Annotated in this window: 14 protein-coding genes; 8 read left to right on the forward strand and 6 right to left on the reverse strand. The window is 44.3% G+C overall.

The features are described from left to right. The first annotated feature begins 132 nt into the window (after positions 1-132). Entirely contained in the window at positions 133-1,218 is a 1,086-nt protein-coding gene (locus tag R8G66_29625) for a polyprenyl synthetase family protein (GenBank protein MDW3196573.1), read from the forward strand. A gap of 7 nt (positions 1,219-1,225) precedes the next feature. Here R8G66_29625 and R8G66_29630 read toward each other — a convergent pair whose 3' ends face one another. Beyond that, a complete protein-coding gene (locus tag R8G66_29630) occupies positions 1,226-2,203 on the reverse strand; it encodes a hypothetical protein (protein ID MDW3196574.1) in 978 nt (325 codons plus the stop codon). 290 nt (positions 2,204-2,493) lie between these two features. Then, positions 2,494-3,195, reverse strand: coding sequence for a tyrosine-type recombinase/integrase (locus R8G66_29635; GenBank protein MDW3196575.1), 702 nt, complete (start codon positions 3,193-3,195; stop codon positions 2,494-2,496). A 198-nt stretch (positions 3,196-3,393) separates the two neighbouring features. Between R8G66_29635 and R8G66_29640 the strand changes: the two genes are divergently transcribed. From R8G66_29640 to hemB, 7 genes are all read left to right on the forward strand, one after another. Then, the gene (locus R8G66_29640; protein ID MDW3196576.1) at positions 3,394-3,948 is read left to right on the forward strand and encodes an RNA polymerase sigma factor; all 555 of its coding nucleotides are present in this window, start codon (positions 3,394-3,396) and stop codon (positions 3,946-3,948) included. Then, complete coding sequence (locus R8G66_29645; GenBank protein ID MDW3196577.1) at positions 3,945-4,715, forward strand: HEAT repeat domain-containing protein; 771 nt, start codon at positions 3,945-3,947, stop codon at positions 4,713-4,715. Before R8G66_29640 ends, R8G66_29645 begins: the two co-directional genes overlap by 4 nt. Before the next feature lies 1 nt (position 4,716). Further along, positions 4,717-5,568 (forward strand): DUF4097 family beta strand repeat-containing protein, encoded by an 852-nt coding sequence (locus R8G66_29650; GenBank protein ID MDW3196578.1) that lies wholly within the window; start codon positions 4,717-4,719, stop codon positions 5,566-5,568. A gap of 172 nt (positions 5,569-5,740) precedes the next feature. Beyond that, positions 5,741-6,535 carry a hypothetical protein gene (locus R8G66_29655; protein ID MDW3196579.1) on the forward strand — a complete coding sequence of 265 codons (795 nt, stop codon included), beginning with the start codon at positions 5,741-5,743 and terminating at the stop codon, positions 6,533-6,535. 60 nt (positions 6,536-6,595) lie between these two features. Then, complete coding sequence (locus R8G66_29660) at positions 6,596-7,642, forward strand: hypothetical protein (protein MDW3196580.1); 1,047 nt, start codon at positions 6,596-6,598, stop codon at positions 7,640-7,642. A gap of 23 nt (positions 7,643-7,665) precedes the next feature. Further along, positions 7,666-7,935 (forward strand): hypothetical protein, encoded by a 270-nt coding sequence (locus R8G66_29665; protein ID MDW3196581.1) that lies wholly within the window; start codon positions 7,666-7,668, stop codon positions 7,933-7,935. A 7-nt stretch (positions 7,936-7,942) separates the two neighbouring features. Beyond that, entirely contained in the window at positions 7,943-8,911 is a 969-nt protein-coding gene (hemB, locus tag R8G66_29670) for a porphobilinogen synthase (protein ID MDW3196582.1), read from the forward strand. 7 nt (positions 8,912-8,918) lie between these two features. Here hemB and R8G66_29675 read toward each other — a convergent pair whose 3' ends face one another. From R8G66_29675 to R8G66_29690, 4 genes are all read right to left on the reverse strand, one after another. Further along, positions 8,919-10,040: a pseudouridine synthase gene (locus tag R8G66_29675; protein ID MDW3196583.1), complete on the reverse strand. Its 1,122-nt coding sequence runs from the start codon at positions 10,038-10,040 to the stop codon at positions 8,919-8,921. Continuing rightward, a complete protein-coding gene (gene scpB, locus R8G66_29680) occupies positions 10,021-10,581 on the reverse strand; it encodes an SMC-Scp complex subunit ScpB (protein MDW3196584.1) in 561 nt (186 codons plus the stop codon). The genes R8G66_29675 and scpB overlap by 20 nt, the downstream gene beginning before the upstream one ends. Before the next feature lie 9 nt (positions 10,582-10,590). Next, positions 10,591-10,971 (reverse strand): TraR/DksA C4-type zinc finger protein, encoded by a 381-nt coding sequence (locus R8G66_29685; GenBank protein ID MDW3196585.1) that lies wholly within the window; start codon positions 10,969-10,971, stop codon positions 10,591-10,593. A 115-nt stretch (positions 10,972-11,086) separates the two neighbouring features. Next, entirely contained in the window at positions 11,087-25,603 is a 14,517-nt protein-coding gene (locus R8G66_29690; protein ID MDW3196586.1) for a lamin tail domain-containing protein, read from the reverse strand. Positions 25,604-25,646 lie beyond the last annotated feature (43 nt).

Here is a 25,646-nt window from a genome sequence, read left to right on the forward strand (position 1 = left end):
CTTCCGTTCCCGAACACTTGTAGATAATTCACGAATTATCTGTACTCGGATGAGGTAGAGGTGAATTTTTTTCGGAGATTGGTTCCATTCTTTGCAACCGATTTGTAGCTTTATTGAGTATAACTATTGATTATGGATTATAAGAAAGGGATTCCAGTCGGGCACACCTGGCAATCATATTTACTTAAATCCAGTCTGGATGGTCCTTTCTCAAACCAAGTCGAAAATTATCTCTTACAATTCGAAAATAGCTGGAAGGAACTTTTTCCAACCCCTCAATATGAATTATGTCAGCTTGATGGAGGAAGTAGACTAAGACCAACCATAGCTTTTCTCGGTTATTTGATTTCTCCAGACTCCTCCAAAACCAATATTTCCAGTCAAATCGTTGAATTGGGGATAAGCATAGAAATGATTCACAAGGCCTCACTATTAATTGATGATATAATCGATAGAGATGAATTCAGAAACGGGGTAAAAACCTTTCACATAGTTAATGGGGAAGATAAAGCCCTTGCAATGGCTACATATCTGATTGGCAGTGCCTTCAATAAAATGGCGATTTCTATTGATGCACTAAAACCCAGAAATAACTTAACGAGATACATGGAGTTGTCAGGAGCTATCTTGAAAGATATGTCAGAAGGGTTAATGATGGAATTGGGTATGTTTGAGATACAAAAATCTCGTCTTGATGTGGCAAAAGAAATTATCAATAAAGAAACAGCCTCTATCATAAAGAATGCACTCACGCTTGGTTATTTAATAAGAAACCCAGAGAATCCTGCTATAGTGAATAGCTTGAAGGTAATTGGTGAGTCTTGTGGATATATTTTTCAAATTATGAATGACATTGAACCCTTCGGAGATGCCGATAAAAGAGCTTTGAATAAAGGGAACAGCGTAATCGAATTCTATAATGATCGGAAGAATGTAATTGTTAGTTACATTTTTCAAATGTTGAATGAAAAACAGAGACAAAAACTACTAGAAATCCAGGACAAGGAAAAAGGCACTAAATTGTTAAAACAATACTTTTACCAGCTAGAAGTATGGCCGAACTTTAAGTTGGAATTTCAAGAAGTTGTTACTCAAATCGATCAAAGTATTGAAGTAATTGGAAATGAAGGAATCAGTGAATCTTGGTGCAAGAATTGTAAAAGCTTCGTTAGAGCACTTATAAAAATTGCAGAAGGAAGGCTCCATCTTCAAGTTTAGATAACCATTAATTTCCAGAGAGCTTCCAAACGTTTGGAAAGATCTTTAAAACGGCTATTAGCAAATTAATGAATACGGTTGCTGTGGATACAGCCACATTTATTTTGGTATTTACAGGATAGTTGGCAGATTCTATGATCTCCTTTACGATCTTAATGTACTCAATTTGTTTTTCGACTTTCAATTCTTTTAAAGCATTTTCATAGTATTGTGAACTCTTTGTTTTAAGGTTCATAACAATGTTTCTAATCGCCCTACTTCTTATATAACTTATAACTGGAAAACCCACCACTACGGCTAAGATGATGATTACCCACGATATGGTTAATATCAAGTCAGAGCTGTTACCAAAAGTCGCCGTTTTTAAAATTTTTAAGGTATCGTCGGGAGCATGAATCGTAAATAAGGTGACATACATGGTGCCAGCAATAAAGAAAGCATTTTGATAGAATGCAGAATTCTTTGTGATATCAACAAGCCAGTTAGTATAAGCTGGGTAGAATCTAGAATATTTTTCTATATCCGAACTTGAGAGACGAACAAGGAAATGCAACAAGTGAGCAAACAGCATGTATCCTATAATACTCAGCAGAATAGAGACAAATAAAGCTGTTAATGATGTTATTCCTAAGGCATCTATAGTTACGAATTCCAGAATGATCGATATAATCACAAAAAATGTAGCTATAGTAATTCCAATCCAGATGTTTTTTTTGGAATAAACTGCCTCTTTTAACTTACGACGTTCTGCACTTAATACAGGATCCCCAACAAAGTTTTGAAAGCCATTTTTCAATAAATCAGAGTACTGTTTAGCACAAATCATGATTGTATCAAAAATCCCTACAAGCAAGAAATATTTCAATAAGAATAGGTCAGTAGGGTAATAGAGGTTGAGAATAGAACTAAAAAACAGGAAAATTACTGACCCTGTAAATAGTAATGTATAAGAAGTTTTATCTGCAAAGGAGAAAAAGAAATTCATTCAGAACACAACTATAATCAATAGTTATCTTCAATACATTGCCTTGAAGAAGAATGGATCTCACCCCAACTCAAACAAATGCCGGGGGTGTTTCTGGGAAAGGATTTCTAGTTGCTTCTGTTTGCTGACGTGGGTATAGATCTGGGTCGTGTTAATGGAGCTATGTCCAAGAAAACTCTGGATGTATTTGATGTCTACGTCTTGTTCTAAAAGAAGCGTGGCAAAGGTGTGTCGAAACGTGTGTGGTGTAACTTTTTTCTGAATCTTTGCCTTTTGACAATACTTAGTGATCAGAAAACGAACCGATTGCGTAGATAACGGTGTGTCAAGCCGGCTGACAAAAAAAAACCAACCTGCTCGATTCGGTTTTGATATTCAGAGTGATACTCCAGTACTGTTCTCAATGTTTCCTGATTAACAATCTGGATGACTCTCTCCTTATTGCCTTTACCTCTTATTAGCACTCGTCCGGTTTCAAAATTCAGGTCAGGAACACGTAGTTTACACAATTCTGAAACGCGCAGACCAGTGGCAAATAGTAATTCCATTATGCATAGATCTCTAAGCTTTTCACCATAAGCATGGGTGGATTTCCTTTTGGCCATTTGCAATTCTTCCTTCACTAATAGAAACAGGCGTTTGATCTCTCCCAAATCCATCACAGTTGGCAATTGTTTGGGTTCTTTGATCTTAAGCTTCACTTTGCGGTAGGGGTTCACAGGAATGTAATCTTCGAACTCCAGGAAATTTAGAAAGGACTTAGAAGAGGCAATCTTTCTCTTAATCGTCCGGGGCTGAAAACTTGAGAGCTCCTGAATGTAACCTTTGATGTGGTGTTTCGTGATTTCTCGGACCAATTCTACCTTCGATTGAGACAAGAACTTTTCAAATTGGATGAGATCGATCTCATAGAATTGCAGGGTCTTGGCACTTAGGTTTTTTTCGTATCGGCAGTGGTCAAAAAAGAGTTGCTTTGACTCTTTAAGGTTCATAGGCGCTCCAGGTTTAGGTGGGCCGAATATCACGATAAATATCCATTTCCCCTAGTGCCCTACAATGGTGCCTTGTTGCTAATGGCACGGATAGCTTATCTTGTCAATAAGCGTCATTGAGGAAATTTCAAATATTTTTCCTCCCCTCTGCAACTATTCTCAAAAGTTGGAGTTTCACCGCCAAGAAAGCCAAAGAACTTGAATCAACCAAACGATAACGAGCTCATGCAGATGGTTCAGGATGGTGATCTCAGTAAGATGGGATTGCTATACGAACGCCATCATAGGTCCCTTTTTGGGTTTTTCTATCGACTGACCGATAGTGGATCCGAAAGTGAAGACCTGGTGCAGAATGTATTCTATCGGTTACTCAAGTATCGGCACGCTTTCAAAAATGATGGAAAGTTCGTGTACTGGCTGTACGCTGTGGCGCGAAACGTTTCCAAAGATGTCTACAAGAAAAAAGACCCCCTGATGCATTCGAGTGAGTTAGAAGATATAGGGGAACAGGAACCAGGAGAACAGAACGTGGAAGATCAAATCACACACGATGAACAGAAGGGCACACTAAATATGGCTCTTAAACGCCTCTCGGAAGAACAGAGAGAAGCCATTGTGATGAGCAAGTTTCAGGGTTTGAAATATCATGAAATCGCGGTGATTGCTAACTGTACAGAAAGTGCCATCAAGGCGAGGATCAGACGGGGGATCATGGAATTGAAGAAAATCATGGATAAAGCCGAGCAAGCATGAAGGAACAGATAGAAAAAAATTGGAATTGCGATATCGCCCTGGAGCACATGCTGCAGGAATTGGGTAATGGACAATTTGATGCTACGGATCTGGAAGCCATTTGTGAAGCACATCCTGATTGTGAAAAGACCATCCGGGAGTCTTACATCCTATGGCATGAAATGGATGCCATGGCCGTTCCTGAGCCCTCGGAAAACATGCGTGGTGCTTTTCTTGAAATGCTGGCCGAATTCGAAAAGGAGGAAAACTCTAAGCTTCAAAAACCTACAATCGCCATTAATTGGAACCAGGCATTCCGCTGGGCGGCTGTTTTTATCATTGGTTTGTTGATTGGATTACTGGTTCAACAGACACCCACCAACAATGTGCAGTTAGCGGATGAAAGTCCTGAAGTTTCTAAGCTTCTTGCGGTGAGTAATCCCACAACGGACCGTCTCCTGGCTATTCAGCAGATCAAAGAAATCCGTAATCCGCAAGATCCTGTTATCGAGGCCCTGAATGAAACGCTAATGAAGGATCCCAATGTCAATGTTCGATTGAGTGCCATTGAAGCAATGGTCCATTTCATTGATCATCCTAAGGCTCGGACTTCTTTAGTGGCTGCCCTGCCTTATCAGGATTCGCCGATTGTTCAACTCACGCTGGCACAATTACTGATCAACCTTCATTCGGACCAAAGCCTGGACGAACTGAATACCCTGATCAATTCCGCAGACCTTGATCATGACGTCAAACTCCATTTGAAAGAGACTTTAAACACATTATAACATGAAATTTCTACTAAGCACTTTTGTATTGTTTTCGATGGCGGTGTGTCTGGGACAAGATATGCCCGATCAACAAGCATTTGAAATTGATGTAAAAAACCTGGAAACGCTCAACCTACATAACCTTCGTGGGGATGTAGAAGTAAAAGGGACAGACACCAAAAAAATACGGGTGACGATCAAACGGCAATTAGACGCCAGAAGGCAAGCACTCATTGATGAGGCCAGGTCACAGTATTATTTTGATACACTGACCCGTGGAACTGGTATCTATTTTGTCATGCAATCGCCCCATCTTGATTTCAAGATTGACCGGGATGGATTTGGCTACTACAACTCACGCAATAGCTGGACCTGGAATGATCGCGAGTCGGTGAGTTACCGATTTGATATCACGGTTGAATTTCCGAAGCACATGAACCTCAATGTTTCCAGTCATCACGATGGGTTAAGCATTGAAGAAGTAGATGGAAACTTATATGCCAAGAGTCATCATAAGGACCTGTTTGCACAGGGAATTGGAGGAAATGCCATGTTAAAATCCCATCATGGTGACATTGAAGCCAGTTTTTCTAAAAACCCCAGTGATGAGTGTCGATTCAAAACCCATCACGGAGACATAAAAATCACTTATCAGGATAAGTTTTCAGCTGATGTCAAACTGAGCAGTCATCACGGAGAATTCTTCACAGAATTTGACTGGGAGCCTAAGCCGATGCGAGTCATCAAGGAACCATCTTCCAAAGGCACCAAGTACAAAATAGGTGATGGTACGTATGTGGCAATTAATAATGGTGGTCCACTGCAACAGTACAGCACCTGGCACGGGGATATTTATCTGGTCAAAAATTAAGAATACCGCAAAGGATTTTTCTGGAGACCTTCATTCTCACCCCAGCCCCTAAAGGGTGTAAAAGGCACTCTCCCTTAAGGGAATATAAGGGTCATTATTACAGGTTACCATGTAATTGAAAAATCTTTCACTAAACGTTTTAGCAATAATTGAATCATTAAAAGTATTAAACATGAAAAAGCAGATTTGGTTAGCAGTCGTTTGCTTGATAACAAACCTGGGGGTATTCGCTCAGGAAGAGCAAGAATTCACCGTTCCATTAAGTGATCCGGGAAAACCTGGTACCCTGGTGGCTAGTATGCATCGTGGTTCCATACGTGTAGAAGGTTACAATGGCAAAGAAGTGAAAATCAAGGTGGTTACTGCAGAAGAAGATGAGGACCGAGATACAAGAAGGAGTGGGCTTAGAAGAATCCCCAATGCGGCCGCTCAGTTTGACATTGAAGAAAGAAACAATGTGGTCACCATTTCTGGTATCAAAAGCAAAAGAGTGGATTTCATGATCATGGTCCCTGAAGCATTTTCACTGAACCTGAAAACGCACCACGATGGCTTCATTGGAGTAAAGAATGTGAAAGGCAATATTGAAGCCGACGGGCACCATGAAGACATTGAAATGTCTGGCATTTCTGGCTCAGTTGTTGCTGACACCCATCATGGTGAAATCACAGTAGCCTTTGATGACGTGGAAAGAGGTACACCCATGGCTTTCAGCACGTACCATGGTGACATTGATATCACACTGCCCGACGATGTAAACAGTTCGGCCAAAATCAAGACCACCAAAGGAGAGGTCTATACGGATTTTGACCTGGACCTGAAAGTGGAAGTAACCAACGTCGATTCCAGGCGAGGAGAAGGCACTAAAATTCAGGTAGGTGGATGGTTAAAAGGAGACCTGGGTTCCGGTGGAGCAGAATATATGTTCAGCAGCTACCACGGAGATGTCATCATTCGAAAGAATTGACATCAATAGGTGAAATAGAAAGCAGGCATATGCGTACATTTATCGCTTCAAATGTGCCCTATGCCTCGATTCTTTCCTCTACTTTTCCTCTTTTCTTTGGCGGCATGCCAAAGTCCTGAGAATACATCCATCAACTTTTCTTTAACGGAACAGCAAAGTGGTACCGACGCTTTGTTGATCGCCATGTCGATCCTGGATGGAGAAACCGTTTGGATGAGTGGCACCCAATCAACGTTCCTTCGTACAATGGATGGCGGGGAATCCTGGGAGTTGTTCTCACACCCTGAAATAGACACGTTTCAGTACCGGGACATTCACGCGTTTGATGACGAATCCGTGGCACTGTTGTCGATTGGAGAAGGGGCCAATTCACAAATTCATTTGTACTCGGAATCAGCGGGCTGGAAAGTGACATATGTCATGGACCATCCGAATGGATTTTTGAACAGCATCGATTTTTGGGATGACCAAATTGGGTTGGCATACGGAGATTCATTTGACGGCAAGCCATACCTGATGAAAACCGAAGATGGCGGCCATACCTGGAGCAGAATTGATCCTGAAGTATTGCCAGATGCGGAAGAAGGGGAAGGCGGATTTGCTTCCAGTGGAAGCTGTATTTCGGTTCAGTCGGGTGGGCTAGCCTGGATTGGAACAGGAGCCGGTGGAAGTGCACGGGTATTGAAAACGACCGATTATGGCGAAAGCTGGGCAAGCTATGAAACACCGATCATCAAAGGAGATGCGGCAGGTATCACCTCCATACATTTTCGTAATGACAATCATGGCCTGATTGCCGGAGGAGACCTGGCAATTACTGATATTTATACCGAAAATTTAGCGTTTAGTATCGATGGTGGCCAGAGTTGGGTGTTGACCGAACAACCAGAAACTACTGGGGCCTTTTACGGCAGCGATTTGATTAGCATGAAAGGAAAAACAGTGGTGGTGGCTTGTGGCCCCAAAGGGGCAGATATCACTTTTGATGCCGGCCTTACCTGGAATACCATTGCTACCGATAATCTTTGGGTAGCCGACCTGCATGCAGATGGTTACGGCTGGTTGGCAGGTAGAGCTGGGAAGATCTTGAAGCTTGAACTAAACTAGCCACTTCTTCGTAGTTTTGTTATATGGCAGAGAATGAGAAAAGGAGACTTTCACAACTAGAGGAACAACTGAGTAATACATTAAGTGCAGTCGACTCACTTCATGCAGATGTAGCAACATTTAAAGAGTATGCGGTAGAAAACAATAAAGTGGTCAATGGCATGCTCAATAAAATGGATGAGACTCAAGACATGATAAAAGACATTGTAACCGAGATGGTCGCAGAAAGAAAACAAAGAAATCTGGAAATCGATACCATCAACAGAAGACTAGATCGACTAGAAAATCAGTAAGCCCCTCATGAATCGCAGACCCAGAAGGAACCGCCAATCGGCCGCCATACGAGACCTGGTACAAGAAACACAAGTCACCACCAACGATCTGGTATTTCCCCTCTTTCTTTTAGAAGGCAATAATAAAAAATCAGAAGTGGCTTCCATGCCCGGCATCTACCGACATACCCTGGACCTGATGCTTCCTTTGATCGAGGAATGTCTGAAAGCAGGCATCAAGGGTTTTGACGTCTTCCCGGTAGTAGAAGAAAAACACAAAGATAAGACTGCTACCAATAGCTACGATCCTAATTTCTTCTATCTCCAGGCATTGAAAAAGATCAAGCAGGAATTTCCTGAAGCCTGGGTCATCACCGACGTAGCCATGGACCCTTATAGTTCCGATGGACATGATGGGCTGGTTGAAAATGGTGAGATCCTGAACGACGAAACGCTGGAAATACTGGCCAAAATGACACTTGCCCAAGCGGATACAGGAATTGACATGATCGGACCTTCTGACATGATGGATGGCCGGGTCGGATACCTTAGAGAAGCTTTGGATGATGCAAGGCACAAAAATGTCGGAATCATATCCTACACTGCAAAGTACGCAAGTGGCTTTTACGGCCCTTTCCGTGATGCATTGGATTCTGCGCCTAAGTTTGGCGACAAAATGACCTATCAAATGAATCCGGCCAACAGGTCCGAAGCATTACTGGAAGCAGAATTGGATTACAACGAAGGAGCAGATATTTTGATGGTGAAGCCAGGATTGCCTTACCTGGATATCATTGCCGACCTGAAAAGCCATTTCCCCATTCCCATTGCGGCTTATCACGTTTCGGGAGAGTACGCCATGATCATGGCTGCCGGAGAAAAGGGGTGGTTAGATGCAGACCGTACCATGTTGGAAAGCCTGACTAGCTTGAAAAGAGCCGGGTCCGATATTATCCTGACGTACTATGCATTGGAGTTCGCGAAAAGACAAGCGTGATTATCGACTAGCGCTTATTTCTTCCTGGTTTTCGTCCTCGACTTGCAGATGATTTCCTACTTTTTGGATTGGTGTTTGCCTTGTCTTCTTCCAAAAATTTCTTGCCTCTTGCTCCTTTAAGCGCCATGATTTCTTTGGCACTCAAATGACGCCAGTTACCGCGTGGTAGATCTTTTTTGGTTAGGTTGCCAAACATGACCCGGTCCAGCCTTTGTACCCGGTATCCTAACTTCTCAAAGATCCTCCGGACAATGCGATTTCTTCCGACATGGATCTCTATCCCCAGGATTTGGGCGTCATCGCCCACAATTGCCAGTTCATCTACAGGAGCAATCCCGTCATCAAGCTCTACCCCTGCTACAACTTTGTCAAAATCTTCCGCAGTGATCGGTTGGTCCAATTCTACCTGATAGATTTTTCGGATACGCTGACTTGGGTGGGTCAATCTTCGGGCCAGTTCCCCGTCATTAGTAAACAGCAGCAAGCCAGTGGTATGTCTGTCTAACCGACCTACTGGATAAATTCGTTCTTCACAAGCATTGTCCACCAAATTCATCACCGTTTTTCGGTCATGGGTGTCTTCCATGGTCGTGATGAAATCTTTCGGTTTGTTCAGCAATACGTACTGTGTTTTCTCAGGACGAAGTGTCTTGCCTTTGTACACTACCCGATCCTTGGGACCAACTTTCAATCCCATTTCCCGAACCACTTCCCCATTGACTTTAATCAGTCCTGATTGGATCAGTTCATCTGCATCACGCCGAGAACAAATGCCTGCGTTAGCGATGTAGCGATTGAGTCGGATCGGTGCATTATCAGTTTTTGGCTTAGGGTCAGCTGACTTTGACCTTGCTCCTCCGGGTCTTGGTGTGGGCCTTGGACGACTTGATTTGTTGTACTCATCATCCGGTCTTGACCGACGTTTAAAACCACCGGTTTTTCTTTCTCCACGTGCAGGCCGGGAGTCTTCCGTTTTATTGTATCGATTTCCCGAACCGGGTTTTGATCGGTTAGGACGACCATCCTCGGGTCCTTTCGAGCGATTTCCCGGACCTGATTTAGGTCTATTGGTGCGGTTATCGTTGGATCTATCGGGTCTTTTCCCGCCTCTATTCGGTTTCCTCTCCAATGCTATTCTCCTCCATTTTGAAATCCTTCGGAGTAGGCAGCTCTTTCAGATCGTTGATCCCGAAGTAATCCATGAACTTTTTGCTGGTACCATACAGCAATGGTCGACCAATGGCTTCGGACTTTCCTTTGATCTCAACCAATTCCTTTTCCAACAACTTTTGAACGGCATAATCGCAATTCACCCCACGTATTTGCTCCATTTCACCCTTAGTCATGGGTTGTTTGTAAGCAATAATGGCTAACGTTTCCAGCGATGAATTGGAAAGTCGTTTTTTGGATTGCTGTTTTAGTAGAATCCCGATACTTGCCTGATAAGCGGGTTTCGTCAGAAACTGATATCCGCCTCCACTTTTCACCAATGAGAAAGAAAATTCATCTTTTTCGTATTTCTGGGTCAGGGACTCAATGGCCTCCAAAATGTCTTTGACCGGAATATCCGCATCAAACATTTCTTTCAAACAGGCCGTAATTTCTTTTTCTGTAATAGGTTTTGGAGAGCAGAAAACCAATGCCTCCACATGATGTGAGAGAAAATCCATTGAATGACCTTACTTCTTCTTATTGAGTTTGGCCTCTATGGAATGCATGGTGTGTGGTACCGCCTTCAATCGCTCTTTGCTGATCAGTTTTCCCGTATCCACACAAATGCCGTAAGTACCGTTTTTGATTCTTATCAAGGCATTTTCCAGGTTATTGATGAATTTCTGCTGACGAGCGGCCAACTGACTGAGTTGCTCTTTTTCAGCTGTATCTGCACCGTCTTCCAGGGTTTTTACATTTCCATGGGTAAAATCCGTGCCTTCATCACTACTTCTGGTCAGAGACCGCCTCAGAACTGACAATTCATTCCTTGCTTTATCCAGCTTTTGATTAATCAAAAATTCGAATTCAGAGAGTTCTTCAGGAGAATATTTGTTTTTTTCAGCCATGACGAGTACAGTTCTATGGTTCAAAAAGTGGTGCAAAAGTAACGATTCGAAAGCTATTTAGCTAGTTGATTCGAAATACAAAGTTTATAGATCAGTAAACAAGGTACGATCAAGGTCAAAAATCCCTGCCTACCACGACGGTTTCTTTGATAATTTCCGACTGGCCATTGCTATTGAATACTTCGAAAACAACTACATAATAACCTACCCTAACCACACCACCATCAACACCGGTACCATCCCAACGGATAAACCCATCTGCCGCCAGGGAGACGCCCCTAGCCAGCTCTTTCACAAAACGGCCATTCTGATCAAAGAGTGTGATGTTGGCGAAATTGCCCGCGTTTTCGAATTCGTAATTGATTGTCGTAAAGGAATTTGTTCCACTTCCAGGCACAAATACGCGAGGTTCCGCTTCAACCGGATCATTGAACGCTGACAAGTCCAATGATTGGCTATTAGCCGCTCCAGGTGTACCAAAATTCACTGTACTGGCTGCTGAATTCCAATTATCAGCACCATTCGGAGCATCAAAAGAAATGCGCTCAAGCGTAACACCATCTACAGATCGCAGCAGATCACTATGAAAGTCTGCATCATAGAAAAGTGAATCCTGATCATTGCCCAACGCATCGATGAGATAAACATCGCCAAAGTCATTGGCATAGGTCGGTAGATCGTCAATTTCAATCAAGTTTTCCGTAGGTGCATCAGGGAAATCCAACTGCAAACGAGCTACATCTTCGGTAAATGCCAGATAAGATTGCGGTGAAATGATCAAGTCATCATCGGTGATGATACGATCCTGTGTAGCATTACCAAGAGACCAACCTTTCAAAGAAATAAATTGATCGGTCGTATTGTACACTTCTACAAAATCAACACCATCATCCAGTGGGTTAAATAAGATTTCACTCAATAAGATCTGGGAAAACTCAGCCTCAAAAGGTAAGACTAACTCAGCGGTATTGGCCCGCACTGCGTTCCCAAGACAATCCTGCACCAATACTGCGGTCACCGTATATACCACCCCCCTTTCCAATGGTTGATTCAAGGAGAGGGTGACGGATGTAAGATCACCTTCAACAATGGTGGTATTTCCTACTTCAATTCCTCCGGAAATCTCAATGACAGGTTTCAGTGTGGGAATCAGCGCTTCGTCAAATTCAACCAGTATAGAGTCCGCATTGATGGCTATGGCATTGATCAGATTAGGTCCAAAATTGTCGGGAATATCTTCTCGGATAGAATTGGTCAATCCCGGCGTTCCCCCAGCCTCAGCTATGCTACTGCCCCAATTATTGGAAATGCCGCATGGATTGTTGGTGTCACGCATTTCCAGGGAATAACCCCCGTCGCTTTTATCGGTATCATGCCAATCAGCCAGATAATCTATTTGAAAGATGAGTTCTCCCCGGTAAATCAAGGACAATTGCTCGCCACTGTTACTCAAACCAGGGAAGCTACCTACGCCATTCACATTTACTCCACTGAAATCAGCTATTCCTGAAGTACTCACCAATACCTGATATTCTCCAGGAAGGATCGCGCCACCGATAGGAGCAGAAAACCCAGAGCCATCCTGAATCAACATTTCGTTCAAATCCAGAATACCTTCAGAACGGTTGAAAATCTCCAAATACTCACGATTAGGTAAGCCCACTTCAGGATCAGGATCAGACATGATCTCGGTAATGATGATGTCATTGAAAGTAGGTGCAATCGCCTGTAGAAACACAAAGGTCGTATCATTCATGACGTTGCCAGAGCAATCCGCAATGTTGGAGACAGCAAAGTCAATTTGCTGTAATGCAGAAGTCTCCTCATTAAAAGTCAACTGTAACTCTTTTAATGTTTCATCATAACTTGATGCCTCAATGATTGCCGCTTGACCAGCGGCAAAATCTAATACTGATGCAGCTAACATCTCCTCCGAAAAGGTTATCGTCAATTGACCTGAAGAAAAAATGCTTTCGACGATGGTCGGCTTTTCTGTTTCGACGGTGATATTATTGGCCATACCTGGAGTTCCTCCAATCTCCGAGGTAGAGGCCCCCCAGCTATTAGCTGGTGAGCAGGCACTATTCCGATCAATCAGCTCCAGGCTGTAACCGCCACCATCGCGATCCGGATCGCCGTACCAGCTATCTTCATAATGAATTTGATCAATGACCAGGTTCCCCGAAGTTCTTAATACAACAGAATCTTCATCATTAGTAAAGCTGATCAGATCGCTAACGCCTACTACGTTAAATCCAGACATCAAATCCAGGTCACTTTCATCGACGATGGCTACATATTCATTTGACTTCAGAAAATAAGTTTCAAGTGTGGATGTGGCATTCGCTTTAGACAGGATCAGGCCTTGCAAGTCTACAATGGAATCCGAGGCATTGAAGAGTTCAATGTATTCTACTTCGGGTAAACCTACGGCTGGACTTGGATCAGCCATGATCTCATTGATGATCAGGTCCCCCGGTTGCGGAGCTGCAGCGATTGTGAAAGTCAAGGTTATGTCTACCATTGCATTTCCTCTACAATCAGTAAGGCCACTGATCTCCAAGTCAAACATCTGACCCATGTCAAGTTCTCCGGAAAAAGTAATGGTCACCGATTCACTTGCAGGAGTTACCGTAGCAATGGTCAACCCATTCGTAATCGAGAAGGCTGATGATACCATCGTCGACTCATTCATCTCTTCACTGAAGGTCAGGGTGATGGTCTCATCTTCCAATGAACTGGAAGCTACGGTTGGAGGATCGGTTTCGGGAACAAGAGAATTGGCTAAACCAGGTGTTCCACCAGAAGTATCTTCAGAAGCAGCCCAGTTGTTTTCATCGGTACAGCTACTTTCCGGATCAATTAATTCTAAACTGTAGCCACCATCATCCCTGGTCTCATCACCATACCAGCTGCTTTGATATTCAACCCGATCGATGATTTGATCGTCCGCATCTTTCAGGACAATCGAATCAGCGTTGTTAGAAAAGCTGATCAAATCCGACACACCAATTGTGGTGAAGCCCGTCATCAAATCCAGGTTATTTTCATCGACGATCGCTACTTGTTCATTTGAGCCCAAGAGATAGGTTCCTATCGTTGTTGATGAGCTTTCCTTCGACAGGATCAAGCCTTGCAAATCGATGATAGAATCAGATACATTCAACAGCTCGATGTATTCTATTTCAGGAAGGCCAACCACCGGACTCGGGTCGGCCATGATTTCGTTGATCCTTAAATCTCCAGGCTGAGGAATTGCAGGAATGGTAAAGGACAAGGAAACATCCGCCATCGCATTTCCTCTACAATCAGTAAGGCCACTGATCTCCAAGTCAAAGGTCTGACCCATGTCAAGATCTCCCGAAAAAGTAATGGTCACCGATTCACTTGCAGGGGTTACCGTAGCAATGGTCAACCCATTGGAAATGGTAAAAGCACCGGACACAATCGTCGACTCATTCATCTCTTCACTGAAGGTCAGGGTGATGGTCTCATCTTCCAATGAACGGGAAGCTACGGTTGGAGGATCGGTTTCGGGAACAAGAGAATTGGCTGAACCAGGTGTTCCACCAGAAGTATCTTCAGAAGCAGCCCAGTTGTTCTCATCGGTACAGCTACTTTCCGGATCAATTAATTCTAAACTGTAGCCTCCATCATCCCTGGTCTCATCACCATACCAGCTGCTTTGATATTCAACACGGTCGATGATTTGATCGTCCGCATCTTTCAGGACAATCGAATCAGCGTTGTTAGAAAAGCTGATCAATTCCGACACACCAATTGCGGTGAAGCCCGTCATCAAATCCAGATTGCTTTCATCGACGATCACTACTTGTTCATTCGAGCCCAAGAGATAGGTTCCTATCGTTGTTGATGAGCTTTCCTTCGACAGGATCAAGCCTTGCAAATCGATGATAGAATCAGATACATTCAACAGCTCGATGTATTCTATTTCAGGAAGGCCAACCACCGGACTCGGGTCGGCCATGATTTCGTTGATCCTTAAATCTCCAGGCTGAGGAATTGCAGGAATGGTAAAAGTTAGCATTGTGTCAGCCATTGCATTTCCTCTACAATCAGTAAGGCCACTGATCTCCAAGTCAAACATCTGACCCATGTCAAGTTCTCCGGAAAAAGTAATGGTCACCGATTCACTTGCAGGAGTTACCGTAGCAATGGTCAACCCATTCGTAATCGAGAAGGCTGATGATACCATCGTCGACTCATTCATCTCTTCACTGAAGGTCAGGGTGATGGTCTCATCTTCCAATGAACTGGAAGCTACGGTTGGAGGATCGGTTTCGGGAACAAGAGAATTGGCTAAACCAGGTGTTCCACCAGAAGTATCTTCAGAAGCAGCCCAGTTGTTTTCATCGGTACAGCTACTTTCCGGATCAATTAATTCTAAACTATAGCCTCCATCATCCCTGGTCTCATCACCATACCAGCTGCTTTGATATTCAACCCGATCGATGATTTGATCGTCCGCATCTTTCAGGACAATCGAATCAGCGTTGTTAGAAAAGCTGATCAAATCCGACACACCAATTGTGGTGAAGCCCGTCATCAAATCCAGGTTATTTTCATCGACGATCGCTACTTGTTCATTTGAGCCCAAGAGATAGGTTCCTATCGTTGTTGATGAGCTTTCCTTCGACAGGATCAAGCCTTGCAAATCGATGATAGAATCAGATATATTCAACAGCTCGATGTATTCTATTTCAGGAAGGCCAACCACCGGACTCGGGTCGGCCATGATTTCGTTGATCCTTAAATCTCCAGGCTGAGGAATTGCAGGAATGGTAAAAGTCAGGGAAACATCCGCCATCGCATTTCCTCTACAATCAGTAAGGCCACTGATCTCCAAGTCAAACATCTGACCCGTATCCAGATCCCCGGAAAAAGTAATGGTCGCTGATTCACCTAAAGGGGTTACCATGGCAATAGCCAACCCATTGGAAATGGTAAAAGCACCGGACACAATCGTCGACTCATTCATCTCTTCACTGAAGGTCAGGGTGATGGTCTCATCTTCCAATGAACTGGAAGCTACGGTTGGAGGATCGGTTTCGGGAACAAGAGAATTGGCTGAACCAGGTGTTCCACCAGAAGTATCTTCAGAAGCAGCCCAGTTGTTCTCATCGGTACAGCTACTTTCCGGATCAATTAATTCTAAACTGTAGCCACCATCATCCCTGGTCTCATCACCATACCAGCTGCTTTGATATTCAACACGGTCGATGACTTGGTCGTCCGCATCTTTCAGGACAATCGAATCAGCGTTGTTAGAAAAGCTGATCAATTCCGACACACCAATTGCGGTGAAGCCCGTCATCAAATCCAGATTGCTTTCATCGACGATCACTACTTGTTCGTTCGAGCCCAAGAGATACGTTCCTATCGTTGTTGATGAGCTTTCCTTCGACAGGATCAAGCCTTGCAAATCGATGATAGAATCAGATACATTCAAGAGCTCGATGTATTCTATTTCAGGAAGGCCAACCACCGGACTCGGGTCGGCCATGATTTCGTTGATCCTTAAATCTCCAGGCTGAGGAATTGCAGGAATGGTAAAAGTTAGCATTGTGTCAGCCATTGCATTTCCTCTACAATCAGTAAGGCCACTGATCTCCAAGTCAAACATCTGACCCATGTCAAGTTCTCCGGAAAAAGTAATGGTCGCTGATTCACTTGCAGGGGTTACCGTAGCAATGGTCAACCCATTGGAAATGGTAAAAGCACCGGACACAATCGTCGACTCATTCATCTCTTCACTGAAGGTCAGGGTGATGGTCTCATCTTCCAATGAACGGGAAGCTACGGTTGGAGGATCGGTTTCGGGAACAAGAGAATTGGCTGAACCAGGTGTTCCACCAGAAGTATCTTCAGAAGCAGCCCAGTTGTTTTCATCGGTACAGCTACTTTCCGGATCAATTAATTCTAAACTATAGCCTCCATCATCCCTGGTCTCATCACCATACCAGCTGCTTTGATATTCAACCCGATCGATGATTTGATCGTCCGCATCTTTCAGGACAATCGAATCAGCGTTGTTAGAAAAGCTGATCAAATCCGACACACCAATTGTGGTGAAGCCCGTCATCAAATCCAGGTTATTTTCATCGACGATCGCTACTTGTTCATTTGAGCCCAAGAGATAGGTTCCTATCGTTGTTGATGAGCTTTCCTTCGACAGGATCAAGCCTTGCAAATCGATGATAGAATCAGATATATTCAACAGCTCGATGTATTCTATTTCAGGAAGGCCAACCACCGGACTCGGGTCGGCCATGATTTCGTTGATCCTTAAATCTCCAGGCTGAGGAATTGCAGGAATGGTAAAAGTCAGGGAAACATCCGCCATCGCATTTCCTCTACAATCAGTAAGGCCACTGATCTCCAAGTCAAAGGTCTGACCCGTATCCAGATCCCCCGAAAAAGTAATGGTCACCGATTCACTTGCAGGAGTTACCGTAGCAATGGTCAACCCATTCGTAATCGAGAAGGCTGATGATACCATCGTCGACTCATTCATCTCTTCACTGAAGGTCAGGGTGATGGTCTGTTCTGCTAGCGAACTGGAAGCTACGGTTGGAGGATCGGTTTCGGGAACAAGAGAATTGGCTGAACCAGGTGTTCCGCCCGAAGTATCTTCAGAAGCAGCCCAGTTGTTTTCATCGGTACAGCTACTTTCCGGATCAATTAATTCTAAACTGTAGCCTCCATCATCTTTGGCCTCATCACCATACCAGCTGCTTTGATATTCAACCCGATCGATGATTTGATCGTCCGCATCTTTCAGGACAATCGAATCAGCGTTGTTAGAAAAGCTGATCAAATCCGACACACCGATTGCGGTGAAGTCCGTCATCAAATCCAGGTTATTTTCATCTACGATGGCGACTTGTTCATTTGATCCCAAGAGATAGGTCCCTAGCGTCGTTGATGAGCTTTCCTTCGACAGAACCAAGCCTTGTAGATCGATGATGGAATCAGATACATTCAAAATCTCGATGTATTCTATTTCAGGAAGGCCAACCACTGGACTTGGATCGGCCATGATCTCATTAATTCTTAAATCTCCAGGCTGGGGAATTGCAGGTATGGTTAGCGTAATGGTGGTATCTACAATGGCATTGCCAATACAATCGGTAAGGCCACTGATCTCCAAGTCGAACGTCTGACCCGTATCCAGGTCTCCGGTAAAAGTAATAGTCGCTGATTCACTTGAAGGAGTTACAGTGGCAATAGCTAACCCATTCGTAATCGAGAAGGCTGATGATACAATCGTAGACTCATTCATCTCTTCACTAAAAGTCAGGGTGATGGTCTGTTCTTCTAGCGAACTAGCAGCTATGGTTGGGGGATCGGTTTCAGGAACCAGAGAATTGGCTTCACCAGGAGTTCCTCCTGAAGTATCATCAGAAGCAGCCCAGTTATTTTCCTCTGCACAGCTACTTTCCGGATCAATTAATTCCAGGCTATATCCTCCATCATCCCGGTCTTCATCTCCGTACCAGCTGCTTTGATACTCAACCCGGTCGATGATTTGATCATCCGCATCTTTTAGCACTATTGAATCGGCATTATTGGAAAAGCTGATCAAATCTGACACACCAATCACCGTAAAGCCTGTCATCAGATCCAGGTTGCTTTCATCTACGATGGCGACTTGTTCATTTGATCCCAAGAGATAGGTCCCTAGCGTCGTTGATGAGCTTTCCTTCGACAGAACCAAGCCTTGTAGATCGATGATGGAATCAGATACATTCAAAATCTCGATGTATTCTATCTCAGGAAGGCCAACCACCGGACTAGGATCGGCCATGATTTCGTTGATCCTTAAATCTCCAGGTTGGGGTATAGCAGGAATGGTTAACGTGATGGTGGTATCTACAATGGCATTACCAATACAATCGGTGAGGTCACTGATCTCTAAGTCGAACGTCTGTCCTGAATCAAGATCTCCGGAAAAAGTAATGGTCGCTGATCCGCTTGAAGGGGTTACCGTAGCAATGGTCAACCCATTCGTAATCGAGAAGGCTGATGATACAATGGTGGACTCATTCATCTCTTCACTAAAAGTCAGGGTGATGGTCTGTTCTTCTAGCGAATTGGAAGCTACGGTTGGGGGATCGGTTTCAGGAACCAGAGAATTGGCTTCACCAGGAGTTCCTCCTGAAGTATCATCAGAAGCAGCCCAGTTATTTTCATCTGCACAGCTACTTTCCGGATCAATTAATTCCAGGCTATATCCTCCATCATCCCGGTCTTCATCTCCGTACCAGCTGCTTTGATACTCAACCCGGTCGATGATTTGATCATCCGCATCTTTTAGCACTATTGAATCGGCATTATTGGAAAAGCTGATCAAATCTGACACACCAATCACCGTAAAGCCTGTCATCAGATCCAGGTTGCTTTCATCTACGATGGCGACTTGTTCATTTGATCCCAAGAGATAGGTCCCTAGCGTCGTTGATGAGCTTTCCTTCGACAGAACCAAGCCTTGTAGATCGATGATGGAATCAGATACATTCAAAATCTCGATGTATTCTATCTCAGGAAGGCCAACCACCGGACTAGGATCGGCCATGATTTCGTTGATCCTTAAATCTCCAGGTTGGGGTATAGCAGGAATGGTTAACGTGATGGTGGTATCTACAATGGCATTACCAATACAATCGGTGAGGTCACTGATCTCTAAGTCGAACGTCTGTCCTGAATCAAGATCTCCGGAAAAAGTAATGGTCGCTGATCCGCTTGAAGGGGTTACCGTAGCAATGGTCAACCCATTCGTAATCGAGAAGGCTGATGATACAATGGTGGACTCATTCATCTCTTCACTAAAAGTCAGGGTGATGGTCTGTTCTTCTAGCGAATTGGAAGCTACGGTTGGAGGATCTGTCTCTGGAACCAGGGAATTGGCTGCCCCGGGTGTTCCACCCGAAGTATTATCGGAAGCAGCCCAGTTGTTTTCATCCGTACAGCTACTTTCCGGATCAATTAATTCCAGGCTATATCCTCCATCATCCCGGTCTTCATCTCCGTACCAGCTGCTTTGATACTCAACCCGGTCGATGATTTGATCATCCGCATCTTTCAGCACAATCGAATCGGCATTGTTGGACAAGCTGATCAGGTCTGACACGCCAATTGCAGTGAAGCCGGTCATCAAATCCAGATTGCTGTCATCGACAATCGCTACTTGTTCATTTGAACCCAGCAGATAAGACGTTAATGTTGTTGATGTGCTCTCTTTTGATAAGATCAAGCCCTGCAAGTCAATGATCGAATCCGATACATTCAAGATCTCGATGTATTCTATCTCAGGAAGGCCAACCAACGGACTTGGGTCAGCCATGATCTCGTTGATCCTTAAATCTCCAGGTTGGGGTATAGCAGGAATGGTTAACGTGATGGTGGTATCTACAATGGCATTACCAATACAATCGGTGAGGTCACTGATCTCTAAGTCCAACGTCTGACCCGTGTCCAGATCACCGGAAAAAGTAATGGTCGCTGATTCGCTTGAAGGAGTTACCGTGGAAATAGTCAACCCATTGGTAATCGAGAAGGCTGATGATACAATCGTGGACTCGTTCATCTCTTCACTGAAGGTCAGGGTGATGGTCCGTTCTGCTAGCAAACTCGATAATACAGTTGGAGGATCGGTTTCGGGAACCAGGGAATTGGCTGTACCCGGTGTTCCGCCCGAAGTATCATCGGAAGCAGCCCAGTTGTTTTCATCCGTACAGCTACTTTCCGGATCAATCAATTCTAAACTGTAGCCACCATCATCCCTGGCTTCATCGCCGTACCAGCTACTTTGGTATTCAACCCGGTCGATGATTTGATCATCCGCATCTTTTAGCACAATTGAATCGGCATTATTGGAAAAGCTGATCAAATCTGACACACCAATCGCGTTGAAATCCGTCATCAGGTCCAGGTTGCTGTCATCGACGATGGCGACTTGTTCATTCGAGCCGAGTAAATAAGACGTAAGTGTAGTAGATGAGCTTTCCTTCGACAGAATCAAGCCTTGCAAATCGATGATGGAATCAGATACATTCAAGAGCTCGATGTATTCTATCTCAGGTAGTCCTACCACAGGACTAGGATCAGCCATGATTTCATTGATCCTTAAATCTCCGGACTGAGGAATTGCAGGAATGGTAAAAGTTAGCGTTGTGTTGCCCATCGCATTTCCTCTGCAATCGGTAAGGTCGCTGATCTCCAAGTCAAACGTCTGACCCGTATCCAGATCACCCGAAAAAGTAATGGTGGCTGATTCGCTTGAAGGAGTTAGCGTAGCAATGGTCAACCCATTCGTAATCGAGAAAGCTGATGATACAATCGTGGACTCATTCATTTCTTCACTGAAGGTCAGGGTGATGGTCTGTTCTTCTAGCGAACTAGCAGCTATGGTTGGGGGATCGGTTTCGGGAACCAGGGAATTAGCTGCACCGGGTGTTCCCCCCGAAGTATCATCAGAAGCAGCCCAATTGCTTTCATTGGAACAATCACTGAGTGCCTCAATCAATTCGAGGCTATAACCTCCATCATCTTTGGCATCATCGCCGTACCAGTCCGATGAAAAGGTCAGGCTATCCACCAATTCATCATTGATGTTGCTCAGTACCAGTAATTCACCAGCATTATCCAGACTGAAAAGTCCATTAACCTCAAGAACATTATATGCCGCAAATAGGTCCGCATCTCCAGCATCTATGAGCGCAACAGATGCGCCACTCGCCAATTCGTATGCTTCTAACCTCAGTGTATCCGTGTCATTGGAAAGTCGCAATGAAGCCAAATCCAGGGTGCGATCTGAGGTATTTAATACTTCGATGTACTCCGCCTCTGGCAGTCCGACTACCGGACTCGGATCTGCCATGATCTCGGAAATGACCACCAGGTTTTCGGTGATGATCTCCGGAGGCGAATAGGTAAAACTTAAAGTATTGGACGCAGTGAAGTTCTCATTCAAGTCGGCAATATCCTCCACAGTCAAATCATAATCTGTTCCCGAAACCAACGCTGTAAAAGTCAATTGGACCGTAGAATCATTGATGAATGTCAGGGATTGAGGGTTCCCAATACCTGTGATGGAGTATTGAATAATCGATGAAGCAGCTTGTGATTCAATCGGCTCATCAAAGATCACCTGAATGATGTTTTCCAGTTTGCTGTCCACCTGAGAAAGTGAAGGCGATTGCACATCATAGCTGAAGGTTTCCGTATGATCAGGCAAGCTGCGCCCAAAACGATCTGAAATATTTGTCCAGTATAGATTGACCTCACTGTTCTCTGGCAAAGCTTCCGAAAGTAATAGCTGGATCCTTGTCGCATCATCGGGATCGATACTTATTAAATCCGGGTTTTCACCATTGACCTCACCATTCGCGCTTAAGAAATCAGTGAATTCAGTTTCAAATTGCAGATCAATCGTCAGTGCATTCAGAATATTGACAGCCGTCAAATAAGTCTCAAAAGTCAGGTCCAGGGACGTAAATTGTAAGCTATTTCCTGCATCGCTAGTGATATTGCTTAAGCTGAGCGCATAAGTGGTTTCTGAAATCACACCTTCGATTTCAATCTCTGCTGTATTTGTTCCAATGTCCGTCACCGTTTCGATGGTCAATTCTCCCAAAGCATAATTCGAAGCTTCATATGCAGCAGCGGACATGGATTTGCTGTAGGTGATTTGTACGGTAGAATCTGTGGTGAATTGAACTCCTGAAATCCTGGGAGTCAGTGTATTCACCGTCGTTTCAATTGCAGCACTTAACGAATTTCCAGATTGATCTTGCCAGGCAGCAATGGTCAAGTCAAGCGCTTCATTTTCCGCCAGTGCCGCTGCAAAAGTCAATTCCAGATCCACACTATCCGGCCCTCTCAATTCAAACGAAATAGCACTTTGCAAATCCGTTGAAAAATTGGCAGCACTCACAGAGGCCAAAGACAGCTGCTCACTGGCCCGAATGATCACCTGAGTATCGCTCACCTGATAAATCGAATCTACCGAGGGAGCCTGGGTATCATAAGTGAAATCAACATTGCGATTGGTGGTGAAAACATTGCCATACAAATCCCCAATTTGGGTGTACGTCAGGGTCTTTTCTTGTTCCGGCTCAAACTCATCCGCAAAAGTCAGTGTAACTGTAGCCTCATCGAGTGTTGCTGTAATGGGCATCTCATCATTTTCCAATTCATAGTTGTTCAGGTTCGTTGCGGAATTGGTCTCGAGGGCCTCATTAAAAACCAGTTTTAGCTGAGTGGCCGAACCTACAGTGAGAGATTCCAATGAGGGATTATTGGTATCGTATCGGAATGAAAAAGCAGGCGTTGCCAAGGTTTCAGCATCATCACTGGTCAATACATTTTCAACATACAGCAGCAAATCCTGGTTGTCATCCATGGCCGCAGCAAACACCAATCGAAATGTCTTGTCATCTGAACCTGTTAGTACACTTGAAGGATTTCCGACATCTTCGAGCAGGTAGTGAAGGGTATTGGTGGCGCTGGAACTAGAAGGTGTTGTGGTGAACGTGATTTGCAGGATGTTTGATGAGACGGCATAAACGGAATCTATCTGATCCTGGAAAGTAAATGCTTCATTGGTAGCAGCCAGTTCATTGTTTGAGGTATCAGCTAAATTATCATAAGTAAGCGTATAAGAAGTCCCTTCCTCAAAATCTGTTTCGAAAGCCAACAGCACACGATTAGCTGCGGAATCCTGAAGGATCGCGCTCTCAGGCTCGCCAATACTTTGATCCATCATATAATTCGATTCATCCTCGGCAATGGATTCATTCAAAGGTTCATTGAAAACCAGAAAAACAGATTGGTCTGTGGCAAGGACCAGTTTATCCAGCACCGGAGGAGTAATGTCGTAATAGAATGCCGTAGAAACATCTGAAAGCGCATTGCCGGAACAGTCAGTTATGCCGGAATACGTAAGGGTGTAAGTGGTTTCACTCACTAAATCAGTATTCACGGTAACATCCACCACCAGATCAGACGCAAAGTCGACCGAAGCAATGGTAAAGCCTGATAAACCAAATGAAGCAGTGGTGACGGAACTGGATTCCAGGGGCTCCGAGAAGGTGGCGCGAATAGTAGTTGTCCCTGTCGTGGTAACACTGCTCACCGTTGGCGCAACAGCATCAGGTGTGATGTCATAAACGGAGTTCTGTGCTCCCGGCGTTCCACCGTCAGTGGCTCCGGATTCAGCAAAATTTAATTGACCATTACACGGCAATTCTGGATTTACTTGTTCCAGGGTCGTGCCATCCGCAGGAGCCGACGTATAGGTCAGGTTGTCAATGATCGTGCCGCTGGCATCTGACAATACCACATCATCGCCGCTGTTAGTAAGAGCCCCAAGGTTAGTAACCACAATTACATCCCCAAAATCAGTAAACAAGCCTTCATCCTCATCGTCGGAAATGATCACATAGCTATTTGGTCGTAAGGTAAATGCGCCGAACTGCTCCGATGCACTTGGGCTATTGTCATCGGAAATTCCCCAGTTTTCGAGGTTAAAATATTGATTGGTGGGATTGTACAACTCAATGAATTCCGCTTCCGGCAATCCCCTTGAAGGTGTTTCGTCAATCAGTAGCTCGTTGATCACCACATCACGAAACCCAGCGGTAGCAAATTCTATGTATTCGAAAGAAGTCTCAGAATCAGTTGCAATCACATTGCTGTTTTCATCCTCCACGTTATTAATCGTCACGGAGTAAGAGGTTCCGTTGGTAAGGGTAGCCACAGTCAAAGTCACCTGGCTATTATCGGTCGTGCTTCGCTCCGCATTAGAAACCGAGACTCCATTGTCAAAAATGTAATTCGAGGTGGTTTCAGCGGTCGTTTGATCTACGTTCTCGCTAAAATCAATGACCACTTCTGTCGTAGAATTCCCCGTACCGGAAACGATGGTTGGAGGGTCAGTATCAGGAGCTGCAGCAATAGAAATATCATCAAAGAAATAGCCATCGGCATTCCCGGAAGAGTAATCTATGAATATACCCGCGAAAGCGCTGGATATGTAAGTGTCATCTGTTACCGCCCCAATTTGAGTAAAAGTGGTTCCTCCGGAGACGTCTGCACTTAATATCCAATTCCCCGAACCATCTCTTGTAACCTGAACCCTGATAGACCCACTTGATGATTCCGTGACATTTTCTGTCCCACCGGCTGCGCCATCAATTAACTCCGTGAGACTACCATTGTCTTCACGATAAAAACTGATTTCATCTTGTGTATTGCCTATTCTTACGATGTAGCCAGAGATATTCCCGGATTCTGGTGTACTATTTTGATCTGCAACGAGATAGAAGAATACTTCATTACTCCCCGAAAGCCCAGTCGAAGAAAAGCCTTCCCATCGAAATAAAAACTCCCAGGTCGTATTGTTAATTAGCGTAGAGGCTGTGAACAAATGGGAATCATCGGTTTTATCATCGAACAGTTGTAATTCGCCGGATGATACCTGGAACTCTATGTCATCTCCACTCCAAACCGTCCCGGAAGTAAAATCTCCGTCATCAAAGGAGTCATCCACCTGTGATAGGGCAATAAAGGAACAGAGGAGCAGTCCCAAATAAAAGGACAATCGATGCATAGAATGGTTGTGAGGTCAGCTGATAAAATTAGCATATTTCGCA

The sequence above is a fragment of the Cytophagales bacterium genome (genome assembly GCA_033344775.1).
GTDB lineage: Bacteria > Bacteroidota > Bacteroidia > Cytophagales > Cyclobacteriaceae > JAWPMT01.

Coding starts and splice junctions, on each gene's coding strand:
- hemB (MDW3196582.1), top strand. CDS start 7,943: ATGAATCGCAGACCCAGAAGGAACCGCCAATCGGCCGCCATACGAGAC.
- R8G66_29660 (MDW3196580.1), top strand. CDS start 6,596: ATGCCTCGATTCTTTCCTCTACTTTTCCTCTTTTCTTTGGCGGCATGC.
- R8G66_29650 (MDW3196578.1), top strand. CDS start 4,717: ATGAAATTTCTACTAAGCACTTTTGTATTGTTTTCGATGGCGGTGTGT.
- R8G66_29625 (MDW3196573.1), top strand. CDS start 133: ATGGATTATAAGAAAGGGATTCCAGTCGGGCACACCTGGCAATCATAT.
- R8G66_29685 (MDW3196585.1), bottom strand. CDS start 10,971: ATGGCTGAAAAAAACAAATATTCTCCTGAAGAACTCTCTGAATTCGAA.
- R8G66_29630 (MDW3196574.1), bottom strand. CDS start 2,203: ATGAATTTCTTTTTCTCCTTTGCAGATAAAACTTCTTATACATTACTA.
- scpB (MDW3196584.1), bottom strand. CDS start 10,581: ATGGATTTTCTCTCACATCATGTGGAGGCATTGGTTTTCTGCTCTCCA.
- R8G66_29645 (MDW3196577.1), top strand. CDS start 3,945: ATGAAGGAACAGATAGAAAAAAATTGGAATTGCGATATCGCCCTGGAG.
- R8G66_29665 (MDW3196581.1), top strand. CDS start 7,666: ATGGCAGAGAATGAGAAAAGGAGACTTTCACAACTAGAGGAACAACTG.
- R8G66_29690 (MDW3196586.1), bottom strand. CDS start 25,603: ATGCATCGATTGTCCTTTTATTTGGGACTGCTCCTCTGTTCCTTTATT.
- R8G66_29635 (MDW3196575.1), bottom strand. CDS start 3,195: ATGAACCTTAAAGAGTCAAAGCAACTCTTTTTTGACCACTGCCGATAC.
- R8G66_29655 (MDW3196579.1), top strand. CDS start 5,741: ATGAAAAAGCAGATTTGGTTAGCAGTCGTTTGCTTGATAACAAACCTG.